The following is a 17,811-nucleotide window of genomic DNA, read 5'->3' on the forward strand; positions in this document are numbered from 1 at the left end:
AAGATACTTAAATGTCCCGTTTCTCATTTAATCAAAATAGCTAGTATGTTTCAGCTATTTGAAGATAGTAAGCCTGTCCCTTGTCCTAGTAATTGCCTTTTGCACTTTTAGAATTATTGAGTCAGTCGCCGTCCCCTGACTCATTGGGATGCACCTGTGATGTACCTGTAACTGTTAGATAGTGCAATGGTGTACATTTACAATGTTCACTGAGAAAGAATGCTATGTTATCTTGAAGGCTATCTTAACACACAACTATTTGTTAAAATTCGCCTTCATTAACAGCATAGTAATTATATTTCTATAGGGTTCTTCAGCTTCTTCATCAACTATATTATCTTCAATTTTAAATCCTAATTTCTTATAAAGTGCGATGCCTCTTTCATTAAATGGAAACACTTCTAAATCTATAGATTCTAGACCCAGTTCTTCAAAAGCAAACTCTAGAATTTTTATTGTAGCCTTGTATCCAATTCCTTTTGAAAAATTTAATACTTCCTTATTAAAGTCATCTTTTGTTATATTGCCTTTATCTAAATCAGCAAATTCTTCGTCTCCCTGATGAGCTATTGCTTTGAATTTCGATAGTTCAAAAAGTGCACTGCTTATCCCATTATTAAACTTTTTCTTGTCATTATCAAAAATCACCTTAAACTTTTCCCATAATGTGTTTTCTCCCATACTTTCTAATATATTTACTAATTGATATGAAATCTGATTGTACATGAAGATACTAAATGCTCTATTAATCAATTCTTGACTAACATTTTGTGGAATAGAGAAACGCTTTAAATTCAAATAAATACAAAGTGCTTTATCTTTATCTATAGTACTAATTATATTATTTCTTGCTAATAGAAATAAATGAGTCTTGCCTGTTCCTCTCAAACCTGAAAGAACGCCACTTGATTTTTTAGAATAAGACTGTAAATCTGATAAGTAATTTTTATTGTCAATATGAATTCTTCTTAGTTCTTCTATTTTTGCTTTATTCACATCCATACTTAACTCATAATCTGCTCTCAAATCCATAAATGCATTGTTTATTTTTTCAATAAAAATATCATCATTTACAAAGTCCTTCAACTTTATTGGTTTTGTTTTTTTTGCCATTTTATCCTCCTATTTTTAAAAATTTTCGCTAACATAATTGATTCTGTCGTCTAACGTCTTGATATTCCTGACACCGAGACCCTTAGAGCAACGCCTCTTAGGGGCGCAGGTGTGGTGCGGTCGCACTTCAGAGCCTTTCCCTCCGCACCCTTGTAGGAATATTCGTGTTATAAGAAGTGGCGACATTTTTTCCTCTATACTCCTTCACATAATAAGAATGATACATCATAACTTTATAATAAATTTACCAATTACAAAGCTCATTTTCTTAATTCAATTTTGGTTATCCTGCAGGACATATTCAATGAACTTGTCATCATAGGCAACATAGATGATATTCAAATCTTGATCTTTACCATAGATTTTTGTTCCATCGGAAAAATCATTGGCAATAAAATAATCTGCTCCCATTTTCATTGGTTCCGTTGAGGAACAAACTTCCTCAATAGTTCCGATCTCCATCCATTCTTCCGAGAGTTGTTCTTTCATTTTTCCAGTGTCAAAATATAACGATTCTCCTAAAGAAATCATTGGTCTATAATCCCATCGCCGTTCCTTCTCATCTTCATATATGAATTCTGTTCCCTTTTTTATCAGGCTTTCTGCAAGTTCACCCGATTGAAAAATCAACATATCCCCGCTGATTTTAAACTCAATCGTCTCTTTCTCATCACCATTAACCTGCAACACCAGCTTGTCCCCGTCGAGAATATAGTTTCCCGTCGGATCATAGTCAGTAGCAGCATTTCTGTTTAGCCGAAAAGTTCTATCTTCTCCAATACTGAGTGATGCCAATTCATCCTTTACTACATATATACCTGATTTTATCTCTTGTACTGAATTTGAGCACCCATATAAGGCTAATACAAGCAAAGTTAAAAGCACAAGACCTATTGAAAATCCAAATACTCTTTTCATCTCTCTCCCCCCACAAAATATAGATTCCCTTCACTACACATTTTTAACTATTACTCAACATCTTGCCTTTTTTTAATGAAACTCCAAAGAATAGCTCCGATATCGTCATTTCTTCTAACTAAAGTATTTACGACATAGAGCAAAGCTTTTTTTCTCTTTTTAACATTAGAGGGCATGGGATACATCCCAATTTTTACCCACTTTGTTTAACAAAGTGGAAGCTTGCCCTCTTAAATCCTAAAGGATTTATTGAGGTATTCTTGGATATTGAATGAAAAATTATTTTAATACTTTAACTATTTAATCAAAATAGCCCTATGGTATACAACCATAAGGGAAATAAATCAAATGATATTAAACCTACCTATGCGACAGATGACATTAGAAAACTAGTAGAAATACTTAATAAATAATTATCTTCTTAATCTCTTATTTTATTGGAATTTCAAAAAAACATTTTTTTGAAATTCCAATAATAGTGTTTCTAACTAAAATGACTCACTCTTTTTTATATAGTCACTTACAACTTGGTGATATAAATCAAGTCTAGTTTCCCCAGCAAATGTTGGTTGACCTAGTACCATGTCAACCATGTGATGTGGGCATTTTCCACCTATTGTCATTGATTTTATGCATGATATACAATATACTACCACATCATCACATAGCATCTGAGATGCTCTCTTTTTTTGCAGTTTATTCACTTTTTCTATTGATAATGAAGGATAGAAATTATCTCCACAGCAAATTGAACTAGTTCCATGGTATTCTGATTCAACTATCTCAACACCCATTTTCCTTAACAAACTCCTTACTGCACTATGTACCTGTGGTTTTGGTCTATAAGAACATGAGTCGTGAACAGATACCTTTACCCCTTGGTAGTTAGGTAAAACAAGTCCATCAATATGATCTAAAACTTCCCATAATGAGATTGTTTGAATTCCCTCATATAGTGAACGGAATCTTCTATCACATCCCGCACAATTATTAATTATAGTAGCCCCTTCTGGTAAATTTGGATTATGTCTGCAACATCTATTGTGCATCTTAACATCCCCAAATTTTTCTTTTAGTATTTCTAATATTTTTTCCCCTGCTTCTGGATTATGTGTCGATAGAGCACATCCAGGATTAAAATAGCACTTATCCATATCAATATCTGATATTCTAATGCTTTCAAGTCTATGACCTTTCATGGTTTACCTCCTCAAAATGTATTCCCCCATACTTATGCTTTATATAAAACTTTTACAAAAAATCTTCCTCAACCTTAACACAAATTATACCATATTTTCTTCCTCAATAGCTGTCAATTGTTTTGTTTTTTCAATAGTCCTAGCATTTTTAGTAAAATCTACTAACTCATCATTAAAGTCTTTTCCATTAGGAATATGTCTTACAACTTTATATTCCTCACCAAACCTTTCTCTAATTTTCTGTGTAAAGAAATTGCCTTCATCATCAGAGTCAAGGCATAATATCAGGCTTGTTATATTAGGATTTTTCTCTAAATATTTTTCAATTGGAATATAGGATGTACCTCCCATGGAAAGCATGTGATGGTGAAATTCTGTTATGCCATAAAACTTTAAAAGTGTTAAATAACTCATAAGATCAATTGCACTTTCAAATATACAAAGGGTATCACTTCTGCCTTCTTGGCAAAATGGATACCCTTTATCTGAATTCTCTATGTCTCTACGAAATTTCTTCCTGGTATTAGTTCCCCTCACGCTTGCAAATTTAGGATTGTTTTCTTCATCATATCCAACAAATACACAATTATGATGGGTGTCTTCATAGATTTTTTTACTCTTTACAAATTGATTCACTATATCAGCATCTAATTTTCTGTTCTTAATCAAGTAGGCAAAAACATGCTTGTAGGTGTCGTTTTTCTTAGGAAGTTCTATTTCTTCTTTTATTTCAATATCCTTAGGTGGTGGTGGAATATATGGAAGTTCATCCTGGGATATTCCTAATAGCTGCCTAATTGCTTCTACCCATGATACCCACCTTCCTTTAATAATCATCTTCCTCACCAAAATCTATGGTTTCAATATCACCATCTAATGTTTCTAATATTCTTTTTAAAACGCCTATCTTCTCTTTTTCTTCTGATGTAAAATCTAATGCCTTATAGTTTAGTAAAAAACTTTTCGTTCCAAATTCATTAATATATTCTCTTATCTTAGATTTAGCTTCATGTTTCAATCCTAATATCCAACAGATTGTCTCGATGTTTTTTTCTCTATTATTCATGATTCCATTCCCCCTACATTTCTAATTCTTCATCTTCTTCAAAATCATTCTCATACGTCATCGTTATTTCTTCCACCTGCTCTACTTCATCTATCGGTATTGGTTCATAATTAGCCTTATCTGAAATACTACAAGGTAAATACCCCTCTTCAGCCATTGATGAATACCTTACTCCACCCACTATAATGTGGTCTAATACTCTAATATCCAATGGTTGAAAAATATTTATTAATCTCTGGGTTAATGCTTTGTCTTCTCTTGAAGTATTAATGGAGCCGCCTGGATGATTATGTGATAGCATTATGCTCTTACAGTCATTTGCCATAGCCATTTTTAAAATCTTTCTAGGATAGACCACTGCACTTCCTATGTCTCCTTCTGATATAGTCCTTGTTTCAATAATGCTATTGCTATTATCTAAAAAGGCTACCATAAATCTTTCATGATCTCGCTTTCCTCCAAGTAAAGCTGTGAAATACTGACCTGCATCTTTTGTTGATTTAAACTTAATTTTATTTTCTTCTTCATTCATTCTAAGGACATTGTAGGATGCTATGAATTCATTGAGCTTAGATATTCTTTCTAGCTGTCTTTCATTAGGTTCCTTTCATTAGGTTCTACCACCAATGGATGTTCTAAAATATTAAAAGATTATTCTCTTTTCTAATTCAAATTGATTTAATTAACTCTATAGTGTATTATATTTTTAGGCAGGTGATAAAAATGAAGCTTACCATGGGTGAAAAAATCCGTATTTTATTAAAGAGAAAAAATGTTACTATTGTTGAACTAAGCCGTAGATTAGGAACTTCAAATCAAAATTTAGCTAATAAATTTAAAAGGAATAATTTTTCTACAAGGGAATTAGAGTAAATCGCTGAAGCTTTGGGGTGTGAATTTGAAGGGTATTTTGTGGATAAGGATGGAAATAGGATATGAAAAATAAATCTAATAAGAACGTATCAAATTTTATATGTCAAAATAACTCTATTAATTATTCTACTCAATTTGGGTGACAAAATATTTTTGGAAAATCAACTATTAACTTTGGTTATATAGATTCTTATAAATCAGCTGCTGATGAATTAGTAGAGCTTATGGCACCAGATTTATATTTATTTCCTATTGTATTTAATTATCGACAATATTTAGAATTAGCACTGAAGAACATATGCTATCAAAATTTAAGTAAAGATGACTATCAAGACTTTATAAGAAAATCATCACATAATTTATTGAAAATTTGGACCCAATCTAAGAAATTTCTTAGTCGAAATTTTAAAAATAAAGATTTAGATTTTATTAGTGAGGTAATTCTATTTTTTAATAACTTGGATAAAAACTCCTTTAACTTCAGATATCCTGAGGATAAGAAAATGAATCCTTCAATACCAAATAATTTAGTTATTAATCTAAAAAATTTGAAAACTACACTAGATGAACTAGATGATCTTATTTATTTTACGTATGGTTCATAACCTTACAACATCTATATCTTTATCTTTAAAAAATAACAAACATAAAAAATGACAGCACACAATAATTGGTTCTGTCATTTTTTATATCTATTATTCTATTTTTAGCTATTTTCCTAAAAAAATAGAAATAACAAAACTGTGAAATACTAGTAAAGCCAATGCTTGCGACGACATAGTTGTGCAACTGTCTCCAAACGTGTTTTGGTAGTAAAGTGATACTGAATCGCAAAAATAATAGTCATAGCCTCCTAAGCCCCCTTAAGATATAGGGGGGGTTTTTATATAGAGGCTTAAAATAAGTTTGATTAAAGTTACTATTTCCTTTTAATAACCGGTATCCATATTTCACTTTTAAATTTTGGTGAAGTTACATCTTTATTCTCATTCCATAAAATTTCTGGACCTTCTACTATTTCATAATTTGAAGAAGGAAACCATTCAGAATAAATACGTCCCCAAATATTTTGAAGTGTCTCTGGAAACGGACCTACTACTTCGAATACAGCCCATGTTGAAGGTTCAACTCTAAGTTCAACCAGATCACTTGGGCATTTATTATTTGCTGCCACACCTATATAATGATCAAGTTCTCCCTTTTCTTCCATTCTACCTTCCGAAAAGTTTGTAGATGCACTAATTAATCCTATAGGTTCTACATTAGATAATTCCTTAAGTTTACTGATTATTTCCCTATCTAAACTTTTCCACATTTTAGAAATCTCTAGATTTACTCCATTGAAAACAATAGGCACTCTTTTCTTAATACCAACTATACTAAATGTTTCTTTTTCTACAATTCGATAATTCAATTCACTTCCTCCTTTTATTGATAATTGGAAGGTCATTGGTGGATATGCTTTTAGTAACTTTCCATTGTTCTTAGCTTCTGACGGTGTTACCCCATGCAAGTTATGAAAAGCTCTTGTGAAAGAGTCTGCTGAGCTATATCCATATTTCACAGCAACATCAATAACTCTTATCTCACTATTATTAAGCTCAAACGCCGCAAGAGTAAGGCGTCTATGCCTAATATATTCTGACAAAGTAACACCAGCAAGGAAAGAAAACATCCTTTGAAAATGATATTCTGAGCACAAAGCTAATCTTGCAACTTCTTTTAAGTCAATTTCATTGTCGAGATTTTCTTCAATATAACTAAGCGCCTCATTCATTCTTTTAAGTGAATCCATTTCTATGACCTCCTCTTATCAATAGAATAGCAGAAACTGAAACTATCCATCCGACATTTCTTGCCCAATTATGTAGGGTTGGTCTATTTTAATAAATATAATTAATAAAACCCTAAAATATTCATTATGCTAAGAGTCCTTATACAATTCAAGCTTTTTATTTATTAATGTCAATTTCATCAATAAGTTCTTGAATCATATCTAATCCTTTTTTTGTATTATCTTTATCCGAAGAAATCAATGTAATAATATCATCTATCTTTTTTTATAATCCTTCGGTTTGATATTAAAGCTATCTATCATCCGAACAGCCTTTTTCTCGTTTATACAGTACTCTTCATTTTTAGCAAAAAGAACTTGATTTAAGCATGAAATGCTTCGAAAACAATGACCAGCAACATATGAAACATCATCTTTATCAACATTATCCTTGGCAAACATTAGAGAGAAAGATGCTTCAAACATAAAATATCTAATTATAGAATCTTTCAAAGCTTTTGGATATGGTTTAGTTTTATCTTTAAGTTCATATATTTGCTTACGATGATCAAATAAGATTTTACAAGTAGCTATCTCTCCCATATACATTACATTTAAATAAGAATGTGGATGACCTGCATGATAATGAGTAGATATCTTTCCTAATAAACAATCTTCAATCACCTGTGCTACTCTTTTTATATCTCGAAATATTAGATCTACATGATAACCTTGAACTACAAGCCATCCACCTCCATTAATCCAATCACCCCATTCACCTAAAGGTGTAACTAAATTCGCTCTATGCTCATCATCAATTCTAGTAGCAATCTTACTAACTTCAGTTACATCAAATGCTGCTGATTCATCATAATATATACCAATGTCAATATCAGAAGCTTCGTGATGAGTTCCTCTTGCTCTCGAACCTCCTAGTACAATTCCTTCAATGCCTTTAACATCTTTTAACAGATAGACAATTTTATTAAATATCTTTTCTATTTCCATAACTTATCCCCTTCTCTGTAACAGTAACTTTTATATTTTTATTTCAACTATAAGTAATTTGATTTATATAATAATCAAATATTATCATTTAATGATCTATTTAACTTTTTCTATAATTGCCTTATTCGCATTAAGTTCTTTTGCTATCTTCATAAATTTTTCATTTAACTGCTCCTTTTTCTCTTCCTCTAAAGGTTCAGCAAGTTTTCCACTTATAAATGATAATTCACATTCCAAACGTCTAATATTATTGCTTATTTGATTATAATCCCTTCCTATCTTATCTTGTACAAATTCTTCTTGTTTTTTGGATAGATAATAACAATAATCTCCGTCATAGAACTTTATTTTTTTATTTTCAATTTCAATTATTCTATTAGCAATCTTTTTGATGAAGTATCTATCGTGGGAAACAAAGATTATGCTCCCTTGAAAGTCTTCTAATGCTTCTTCTATCTTTTCTTTAGAGATAATATCCATATAATTTGTTGGCTCATCAAGTATAAGCAAATTAGCTCCTGATAATATCAGCTTAGCAAAAGCAACTCTACATTTTTCTCCCATACTCAGGTCATTAATTGTTTTCTGTATATCATCTTCCTTAAAAAATAATACTGCTAAAAGCATTCTTGCCTCGTCAGGTCTTGAACCAATTAGCAAAATCTCATCAATAATATTGTTTTTACTATTTAAATTACCGAGTTCCTGAGAAAAATATCCTATTCTTACTGAGGGATTTATCACAACTTTTCCCTCATATTCACCATCTAGGTCTTTAATGATTTTTAGCAATGTAGTTTTTCCAACACCATTGTCACCTATTAATGCTATTTTATCTTCTCTCATAACATTAAAAGATATTTTTTCAAATATCGTCCTTTTCCCATATTTTTTATAAAGATTCTCTACCCTAACCAAAATAGGAGGTAGTTTTGCTTCTAATATATTTTTATTTATAACTTCAAATGCAGGTGATACAATTTTTTTAGGCTTATCGATTTTATTAGTTTCTAATTTTTCAAGTTCTCTTTCCTTAGCTTTTATGACACTAGCATGTTTTTTTGATTTTGCTCTATAAAAATCATTTTGTCCTGCTGAACTATGGGCACTAGTAAACCAGTTTTTTCTCTCACTTATAACTTTCTCTAAGCTTTGTATTTTAGATTGTTGCTTCTCATACTCCTTCATGATACTTTTAATTTCATTTTCCTTCTGAATTTTATACTCACTGTAATTACCTTTGTATACTTTTAAACTTTCCGATGTTAACTCCCAGATTTTATTTGTAACTTTATCTAGAAAGAAACGATCATGTGATATAACTAATATAGTTTTATTTAATTGGATAAGATATTCTTCAAGCCATTGACAACTTACTAAATCTAGATGATTAGTAGGCTCATCTAATATCAATAAATCAAAATTACTTATCATTATCTTACAAAGCATAAGTTTAGTTTTTTCTCCACCACTTAAATATTTTGCTTTTTGATACCATAATTCTTTTGCTAAACCAATTGTATTTAATGCTTTCTGTATAATAAACTCTGGTTTTCTAGTATTACTATCATTTGAAAGAGAGAACTTAAATAACTCATCATAAGCTGAAATGTTCGCATCAAATTTAGGTTCTTGATCTATATAAAGAATTTTTAATGAAGAAGAAATTTCAACTTTTCCTTTCTCACTAGTTTCTCTACCAGATATTATCTTAGCAAGTGTTGTTTTACCAATACCATTAGTGCCAATAAGACCAATCCTATCTTCACTATCGATTCTTCCATTTATATTTTCAAATATTTTCTTCCCATCATAACTTTTATATAAATTTTCAAAATAGAAATTCATAATATCATCCCCTTAGTTATTTTAATTGTATATGCCTAAGAGTTGATAGAAAAACAAAAAACTGCAATTAAAACACACAGGTGCTTTATTGCAGTTACCTTAATCTATGTCACTAAATATATAAATTTATAATTAACTTAGATTGCCTGTTTATGTTTTTAACTATCATCTCTTAAAAAAGTGCACACTACTCCCTTGTACACGAGTTTAAGATTTTTTATTCAATTACTTATTAGTTAAAAACATTATATTCATCTTTACCTCCATATTATAAACTTTAGATTTTTTGATACAAATAAATATTATCATAAATTTATTTCAAATTCAATGTGAATATAAAATTGTCGCTTACTCAATCTCTTTTAAATATTAAATTATTTATGCCTATCTGTTTATCAATCAGCAAAAGTATTAATACAATAAGTTATAAGCTCTACTAAAATAGCCACTAAAAAATCCTGAATTCAATCATTCGAATTCAGGATTTTTTACTACCTATTTTCAATTTTTTAAGCTAAAAATCTACTTATTTCTAACGTGTTCCCACATACCATATCATATAGCAATTCTTATTTCGATACTCCTTTTTAGGTCTTTTTCAGGGTGATTTTCACTATTTTTGCTAAAAGAATAGAAATCACAAAACTGCTGAAACACCAGTAAAATCAATGGTTGCGACGACATAGTCGTACAACTGTCTCCACATGTGTCGATTCCGTTATAGGAATACACGGTTTCATCTTTTATACCGTGTATTCCATTAGGCTTTTTTACAGTACAGTCCTCCTCTAATTGTAAACCTGTTTTAAAAATAAAAGTAACTGAATAAGGATTTCTTATACCTGATTCATCGACTTTTCCAATAACTACTTTATCGATGATATTCTCAAATATCTCTCTATCAAATTTTTCAAGTAGCTCATTATTGTCAAATACTTTCCTAAAGGATTTCATTTTCTTCTCTAATTCTTTTTGTTCTTCATAAGCATTTCCTAATTGATCTTGTTCATCTTTTAGTTTCTCAATTTCAGATGTTGTATCATGATACTTTGCTTCATAGGTTTCTTTATTAATTATACCATCAATATTTAGTTCAACAAGCTTACTTAACTTATTTTCTAATTTATAAATGTCTTCACTTATTTTTCTCAACTTCTTAGTTAGATTACTTTTGCCAATTGATTCTTCAACGGTTTTTAGAAATTCTACAACTACATCTTTATTATTTGTACACATAAGATTGAAGGAATCTACAAAGGCAGCTTCTAATGCTTGCTCACTTATACTCTTAAAATGATTACAATATTTTTTGCCTTTTTTTGTACCTGTAATACATGCCCAGACTATTTTTCTATAGGTGACATTATTTCCATGCCATGAGCGTCTTCCTATAGTGCTGCCACAAAACCCGCATTTCATCATACTGCTAAATGCATATTTTCTACTGTATTTCTCACGCTTTAATCCTTTTTCCATGGATTTTCTCGGGCTTCTTTTTGCCAGGATTCGTTGGGCTTCTTCAAATACTTCTTTTGAAATGATAGGTTCGTGGTGATCCTTTACATAGTATTTATCCTCTTCCCCAAAGTTATCTAATCTTCTATGGGTGATTGGGTCTACTGTAAAAGTTTTTCCCATTAATAAATCGCCTTTGTATTTCTCGTTCTTAATAATACCTCTAACTGTACTTTCTCCCCAGTTAGTACTACCCCTTTTAGTCTTGTACTTTAATTTTGTCAATTCCTTTGCAATAACATAACAGCCCATTCCTGAAATATATCTATTAAAAATATATTTAATTATTTCTGCTTCTTTTTCATTAACGGTTAGAATTTTTTGCTTTGGATCATAATCATATCCCAAGCAACCATTAAATCCTGTCATTTCTCCTCTTTTCATCTTCATCTTTAAGCCCATTTTCACATTGGCTGATATGGATTCACTCTCCTGTTGAGCTAATGAACTTAAAATAACTAGTAGCATTTCACCATTCATTGTTAATGTGTTAATATTTTCTTTTTCAAAGAATATGGCTACGTTATGCTTTTTTAAAAGTCTTACATATTTTAAAGTATCTAAAGTATTGCGGGCAAATCTTGATATAGATTTTGTAATAATCAAGTCTATTTTATCATCTAATGCATCGTTAATCATCTTTTGAAAACTAATTCTATTGTTTATTTGTGTACCTGATATAGCTTCATCAGCATATATTTCTACTAATTCCCACTCACTATTGCTTTGTACTAGTTGCCTATAATGTAATACTTGAGAATTATAGCTTAGTAACTGCTCTTCTGAATCAGTACTTACACGACAATAGGCAGCAACTCTTATTCGTTCAATCTTTTTAGAATTTCTTCTATTTATTCTATCTGAACGAGCTTCTATAACATGTACTTCTTTCACTGTTTTTCTCCTTCCTTTTATTATTACTTCTTAATCAAAGTGTGCTTACATTCTACTACATTCTGTTTTCAACCCCCAAGGGATGGTTTCATTTATTTTATATTTCTTTCTTAATTTATTTTTTATGAGATCATATTCCATTATAGATATTAATTCTTTATCAGATAATTTCTTTAACATGACTAACTGCATGTTATACATTAAAATATTATCCATGATTTTCCCCCTTCTCCTCAAATCAATCATCATTTTTTTCATAAAAAATATTCAGGGTCTTTTTTCTCCTGAATAAATGTTTTTATATCTTCTATGTTGTATGTAATCTTGCATTTAGGTAGAGCCTGCCGAACTGCTTCTTTATATTGCATATTTGCTCTTATATCTAAAATCGATATGACCGCTGTATCTGTTTCTGTTCTTATAGCTCGACCATATCCTTGTTTTAATTTTGTTAACATCTGTGGTATTAGAATATCTTCTTTGAACTTTTGATAATCATTTATTTGTGATTTTTTGTATTCTGTTATTGGGTCAGGGATTAAAAAAGGTAACTTTACTATAATAAGATGAGATAATATATCACCTGTAAAATTAATACCTTCCCATATACTTCCACAAGCTAATAAAACGCCGTTTTTACTTTTTCGATAATCACTTATAGCTGAACTATTCCCTCTAGATAAAATGAAAAGTGGATAGTGTATAGACTTATCTTTCAATATTCTATAAATCTTGCTCATCATTTCATATGATGTAAATAATACTAAAGCATGTCCATAGCTTGCATTAATTAGTTGAATAATTCTGTTTCCTACTTTCATGATGTATTCATCGTTATCTTGCTTGGGGGAAGGTATATCATTTGCTTGATATAGTAGGGTATTGTCATAATAATTAAATGGCGATAGCTTATGAATTTCTTGTACTTCTGTAGTTTCACTAATCCCCAATATGTTTTTAATATAACTAAAGTCACCATTAACGGATAAGGTACCACTAGTTAGTAGAATCGGTTTATTTCCCTTAAAAATATCTTGTCCTAACATTTCATTTACTTCTTTAGGAACCCCTCTAATAACAACTTCCTTAGATTGAATAGGACTCTCTATCCATATAATTGACTGGTTGCTCATTATCATATCAATGCAGTCTCCTAATTTTTCAAAAGCAATTTGTTCTCCTCTTTTTCTATCAGGAATGAATAATATAATATTAAATACTTGATTTTTTAATCTTCGTAACTCTTGATGTAATTTTGTTCTGTCTTTTACAGGATACTTATTAGATTCTTCATCATTTTTCAAAGTATCTAATTTAATATTTCCAAAAATGTTGTTAACAATTTTAATAACTTCATTACAGTGTTTAACTAGTGATTTTAAATGTTTATCTTTTTTATTCTTTGGCTTAATCTTTTTTATAAGGTTGAGTATTTCACTTTTCTCTAATTCTAAGGTCTGCATATCTATATAAACATCGGGTAACTTATGTGCTTCATCATAAATTACTATCTTATAGTCAGGTAATAGCGGCGTTCCTTCCTTTTCTCTTTTTAATAAATCTGCAATCATATAATGATGATTGGTAACTTGAAAAAAATGTTTCGGTTGATTCATCTGTTCAAGGAGTTTTCTATATCGACAATATTTATTTTCTGGACAGCTTCTGCAATGTTTTGAAATCACTTTTATTCGCTGCCTATCATAATTCCTAAGCCTATTGACGCTGTCTAAATCCACATGATTACCTTCTATTAAATTTTTCAATATCCCATATTCTTTTGGATTTTTCTTAAATGGACTAAGATTATCAACATAATTTTTCAATCGCAAATCACAAATGTAATTTTCTCGACCTTTTCTAATAACAGCTGTTATAGCTTCATCTATAATTCCATGGGATAATAGCATTTTTGATATTTCAGGCACATATTCTCTTACTATAGCCTTTTGAAGTCGTTTACTTGATGTCGATATAACGATTGGTTGATTAATTATTTTATTCATACCAGATTTATTATTAATATGATAAACAATTGATGCAACAAGATAAGCATGGGTTTTTCCTAAGCCTACTGCAATATCACTTAATGAAATAGCTTGTTTTTTCATGGTTCTATACATATGCTTTGAAAGGTCTATTTGCTCCATTCTTATTTTAAATCCAAAGCTTGTAAGTACTGTTGTAAATATATAATCAATAAGTTCCTCTCCATCAGTTGGATAGCTAATATTATAAAATGAAAGATCAGCTACTTTTGATAATAAGGCTTCATAACCATCTGTTTCTATAGCCCGCTTTTTATATCCCAAGTACTTGGTATTACCTGTAATATAATTGTAGACTCTATACTTATAGGTTTTACCAGTATAAGTTTCTGTCACAACACAGTCTCTTGAAATAAATATTCCTCTTTCTCTTTTCTCTAGCTTTACTTTTTCCTTCAATTTATTTATTGCATAATGAGTATTTCTATTTATTGCACACATTTTAAATCATCCTCCATTGTACTTTTATTTTTATTAACAACATTCCTATACAGCCCAGTAATATTGCTTCATAGGAATACTGTTAATAATATTAGATTTCATAATTTATATTTCTAAGGCGAATAGCGGTAACTATTCTCATAGAACCTAATGTAACTCTCAGCTTGCAAATTACACTATTTTCTCCAATGGGATCTCCATTAGCTGCACTCCATATGTTTATTAGGACTATGCAGAAGTATCATCTTGACTTTTCCCCTGTAGGTCATAGCGATTAATTTCAACCATGAAATTATTTTTAATCAACCTTTATCGCTCTCATAAAATGGTCATGGCGAGGTTATTAATGTCGCTTTCCTTTCGGCTACAAGGTAATGTACCTTAGAAAGAGGGTATGAATGACTGGCTAGAAGAACATCTTCTAGCCCAGTCAGTATTTTTCAAAGTTCATGAAAGGAAAAGTTCCCTTCATAAACTAGGAAAAAAAATGCTGATTTGTACCCCCTATTTGAAAAAGTTTTTTATTTTTTTTCTTGCCTGTTCTACGGATTTTTGTATTTTTGTATGGTTAACCCCTTCTTTAGCTGCAATTTCTCGATAAGTCATTCCATCAATGCAATGTGCAATAAACCTTCTCTTTTGAGTTTCTGTTAAGCAACTAAATGCTTGCAAAATCTTCTTACGATCATTGCTTTCAATTAATTTATCTAAAGCATTAGACTTCCTATTTTTTAGCATCTTCTTACCTTCTGCATATTCTAAGCTGATATGAATAATATGATTTCTATCTGTTCTTTCCGCTGATGCTTGTCTCTTATCATCGCTTTCTAAAAAATTTCTTGCTTCTTTACATTTAGCACATGTATATGCTGATTTTTCTATACAGTTATTACAGTATTGCTGGATATAAAAAGTACACTTAGGGCAAAAGCTTTCTTGATCTTTAGCTTCTCTACATACTTCACATAAAATTATCTTATTCATTTGGCAACCTCCGATTTTGAATTTTTTAAGTGATATTTCAAAACCGAAGGTTAGGGAGAACGTATTTTTACTGACATGATTTCTACTCCTCTCTTTACCAAAAACACAGTAGAAGAGAGAAATCTGCCCATAAAAAAAAGCCGCATCAAAAGTGCGGCCATTTAAAGTTGGGTATAAAAAAAGACCCTATAACAATTAAAGTTATAGAGTCTGTCATTTCTTCTATATGTAATTTTTGGATAGGTATTCCATATTACCATTGTAACTGAAGTTGACATTCCAAGTCAGTAGCAAAGCAGTCCTTTTTTAGTCCCTATTTAGTTCCAAATTAATTCCATTTATATCTTATATCGGAAGAGTTTTCATAATTGTTGGTATGATAAATCCCCATAGAGAAACACCAAATAAATGAATGGCTTCTTTCCTTTTTCTATAATAAGTTGTTCTAGCCATATCTAACGATTCAAGCATTTCCCTTTCACTGTATTTATATTTCACAAAAAAATTTTTACTTATAATTTCATAGTAAAGTTGTCCATTGTAAGGATATTCTTTTACATGTATTAGTGCTCTTTCTATAGCTTCAAGCATTATCATATTCTCAGCAACATTCATTAATTTGTCTTTCAGTTCCCTTGCCTTTTTCTCTTCCCCTAGCTGGCTCATTATTTCTAGTCCACTGTAATCTTCTGTTCCATAGGTTTCGCTATGCTCACACACAATATCTTGATAATTAGTTGCATTCTCCCAAGCTACGGTAGAATAAGTTTTAAGAAGTAACCTGGCATTGTGATATGTCTCTGCATCTATCTTTTTATGTATTTCTATTTTGTTTAATAAACTATTATAGATTGTTTCAGTCATACCCTAACCCCCTTATTTCTTATTTGACAATAACTTAATGTGCGCATATAATAATAGTAACACGAACTTATTATTCGTTTCCTATATTTGCTATTATACCCGCATAATCTATTCGTGTCAACCCGAACTTTATTCAAGGAGGTGTTAAGATTGAATTTAGGAAGTAAATTAAAGCATTTAAGAACATCTAAAGATTTAACACAAAAGGAGCTTGCCAATGCTTTAGGAGTCAGTACACGACAGATTCAAAATTATGAAGGAAACACTCAAAATCCATCTAAAAAAGTTATTTTGAAGATTATGGAGATTTTTAATGTATCTGCTGATTATTTGCTAACAGAAGAAGAAGCCTTTATTATGGAAGCAAAGGAACAAGGAGGCTCTCGTGGGAAAGAAAGAGCTGAACAAATAATTAAGGAAACTACTGCACTTTTTGCTGGGGGAGAACTAAGTCAAGAAGATAAAGATGCTGTATTTCAAATCATGCAAGAGATTTATTGGGAATCTAAAGTCATTAATAAGAAATATACGCCTAAAAAGTATTTAAAAAAACAAAAATAAGCTTTATGGGGGATACCTATGATGACGAGTTATATTAAAGAACTTGCTGATTCATTAAAAAAGAAATTTAATTCTAATAATCCTTTTATTATTGCTAAAGGGCTAAATGTTAATGTTAAAATGAAGGAATTACCTGAGTTGAAAGGATTTTATACAATTAACCAACGTAATAGGTTTATCATTGTCAATAGTAAACTGGATGCTACCATGATTAAAATTGTCCTAGCCCATGAGTTAGGACATGATCAGTTACATAGGGGTATTATGGATTTTTTTACTGAAACTAATATTTACACGCTAACAAATCAAACTGAATTTGAAGCTAATTTGTTTGCAGCTGAGCTTTTAGTAGATGATGAGGAAGTCATTAATGTCCTTAAATCTGGGTATGATTTTTTTACTACTGCAAAAATGCTATACATAGATAAAAACCTGTTATCCATAAAGCTACAAGCTATGAATAACAGGGGTTATGAGCTTAATATTCCTATTGGGTATAAAAAGGGGTTTTTGCGGTGAGTAATTGCCCTAAACAATTACATCTACTGATGTGAATTGCTGAAATATAATCCATGAAATTAAAATGCTATTCTAATGTATAAAATCAAATAATTGCATTATTTTGAATAAAAATAAGATTTTGCCATAAAAGTTGTTATTTTTATTTCTATAATATTATAATGTAATAACTCAACTTTCTTTTCA

General features: G+C 30.4%; 18 protein-coding genes. 4 read left to right on the plus strand and 14 right to left on the minus strand.

Annotated features, from left to right (window positions below; all coding sequences use genetic code 11):
- Positions 1-255 precede the first annotated feature (255 nt).
- The 6 genes from B5X81_RS15070 to B5X81_RS15095 form a co-directional block, all read right to left on the minus strand.
- Positions 256-1,113, minus strand: a complete 858-nt coding sequence (locus B5X81_RS15070; RefSeq protein ID WP_079492830.1) for a GNAT family N-acetyltransferase — start codon at positions 1,111-1,113, stop codon at positions 256-258.
- 273 nt (positions 1,114-1,386) lie between these two features.
- Positions 1,387-2,031, minus strand: a complete 645-nt coding sequence (locus B5X81_RS15075) for a hypothetical protein (protein WP_079492831.1) — start codon at positions 2,029-2,031, stop codon at positions 1,387-1,389.
- Positions 2,032-2,519: 488 nt separating this feature from the next.
- On the minus strand, positions 2,520-3,230 hold the full coding sequence (locus B5X81_RS15080) for a (Fe-S)-binding protein (protein WP_079492833.1): 711 nt from the start codon (positions 3,228-3,230) through the stop codon (positions 2,520-2,522).
- Positions 3,231-3,314: 84 nt separating this feature from the next.
- Positions 3,315-4,067, minus strand: a complete 753-nt coding sequence (locus tag B5X81_RS15085; protein ID WP_079492834.1) for a DUF3991 and toprim domain-containing protein — start codon at positions 4,065-4,067, stop codon at positions 3,315-3,317.
- The gene (locus B5X81_RS15090) at positions 4,057-4,296 is read right to left on the minus strand and encodes a hypothetical protein (RefSeq protein WP_079492835.1); all 240 of its coding nucleotides are present in this window, start codon (positions 4,294-4,296) and stop codon (positions 4,057-4,059) included. Before B5X81_RS15090 ends, B5X81_RS15085 begins: the two co-directional genes overlap by 11 nt.
- Positions 4,297-4,309: 13 nt before the next feature.
- Entirely contained in the window at positions 4,310-4,828 is a 519-nt protein-coding gene (locus tag B5X81_RS15095) for a JAB domain-containing protein (protein ID WP_079492837.1), read from the minus strand.
- Positions 4,829-5,019: 191 nt separating this feature from the next.
- Between B5X81_RS15095 and B5X81_RS15100 the strand changes: the two genes are divergently transcribed.
- Positions 5,020-5,169 carry a hypothetical protein gene (locus tag B5X81_RS15100; protein WP_244282112.1) on the plus strand — a complete coding sequence of 50 codons (150 nt, stop codon included), beginning with the start codon at positions 5,020-5,022 and terminating at the stop codon, positions 5,167-5,169.
- A 224-nt stretch (positions 5,170-5,393) separates the two neighbouring features.
- Positions 5,394-5,774 (plus strand): hypothetical protein, encoded by a 381-nt coding sequence (locus B5X81_RS15105; protein ID WP_079492838.1) that lies wholly within the window; start codon positions 5,394-5,396, stop codon positions 5,772-5,774.
- 314 nt (positions 5,775-6,088) lie between these two features.
- Here the strand turns inward: B5X81_RS15105 and B5X81_RS15110 are convergent, their stop codons facing one another.
- From B5X81_RS15110 to B5X81_RS15140, 8 genes are all read right to left on the minus strand, one after another.
- Entirely contained in the window at positions 6,089-6,964 is an 876-nt protein-coding gene (locus B5X81_RS15110; RefSeq protein ID WP_079492840.1) for an AraC family transcriptional regulator, read from the minus strand.
- Positions 6,965-7,219: 255 nt separating this feature from the next.
- On the minus strand, positions 7,220-7,951 hold the full coding sequence (locus B5X81_RS15115; RefSeq protein ID WP_456298918.1) for a nucleotidyltransferase domain-containing protein: 732 nt from the start codon (positions 7,949-7,951) through the stop codon (positions 7,220-7,222).
- A gap of 96 nt (positions 7,952-8,047) precedes the next feature.
- Positions 8,048-9,799, minus strand: coding sequence for a ribosomal protection-like ABC-F family protein (gene abc-f / locus B5X81_RS15120; protein WP_079492841.1), 1,752 nt, complete (start codon positions 9,797-9,799; stop codon positions 8,048-8,050).
- Positions 9,800-10,354: 555 nt separating this feature from the next.
- Positions 10,355-12,208, minus strand: a complete 1,854-nt coding sequence (locus tag B5X81_RS15125; RefSeq protein ID WP_079492843.1) for a recombinase family protein — start codon at positions 12,206-12,208, stop codon at positions 10,355-10,357.
- Between the two features lie 45 nt (positions 12,209-12,253).
- Positions 12,254-12,466: a hypothetical protein gene (locus tag B5X81_RS27140; protein WP_244282113.1), complete on the minus strand. Its 213-nt coding sequence runs from the start codon at positions 12,464-12,466 to the stop codon at positions 12,254-12,256.
- Positions 12,463-14,697: an ATP-dependent DNA helicase gene (locus B5X81_RS15130; protein ID WP_079492844.1), complete on the minus strand. Its 2,235-nt coding sequence runs from the start codon at positions 14,695-14,697 to the stop codon at positions 12,463-12,465. Before B5X81_RS15130 ends, B5X81_RS27140 begins: the two co-directional genes overlap by 4 nt.
- A gap of 504 nt (positions 14,698-15,201) precedes the next feature.
- Positions 15,202-15,681 (minus strand): sigma factor-like helix-turn-helix DNA-binding protein, encoded by a 480-nt coding sequence (locus B5X81_RS15135; RefSeq protein WP_079492846.1) that lies wholly within the window; start codon positions 15,679-15,681, stop codon positions 15,202-15,204.
- 345 nt (positions 15,682-16,026) lie between these two features.
- Positions 16,027-16,545 (minus strand): hypothetical protein, encoded by a 519-nt coding sequence (locus tag B5X81_RS15140; protein ID WP_079492847.1) that lies wholly within the window; start codon positions 16,543-16,545, stop codon positions 16,027-16,029.
- A gap of 150 nt (positions 16,546-16,695) precedes the next feature.
- On the opposite strand from B5X81_RS15140, the gene B5X81_RS15145 reads away from it, so the two are divergent.
- Both B5X81_RS15145 and B5X81_RS15150 read left to right on the plus strand, forming a co-directional pair.
- The gene (locus B5X81_RS15145) at positions 16,696-17,106 is read left to right on the plus strand and encodes a helix-turn-helix domain-containing protein (RefSeq protein ID WP_079492849.1); all 411 of its coding nucleotides are present in this window, start codon (positions 16,696-16,698) and stop codon (positions 17,104-17,106) included.
- 18 nt (positions 17,107-17,124) lie between these two features.
- Positions 17,125-17,625, plus strand: a complete 501-nt coding sequence (locus B5X81_RS15150) for an ImmA/IrrE family metallo-endopeptidase (protein WP_079492851.1) — start codon at positions 17,125-17,127, stop codon at positions 17,623-17,625.
- Positions 17,626-17,811: the final 186 nt, after the last annotated feature.

The organism is Maledivibacter halophilus, from assembly GCF_900167445.1.
Lineage (GTDB): Bacteria > Bacillota > Clostridia > Peptostreptococcales > Caminicellaceae > Maledivibacter > Maledivibacter halophilus.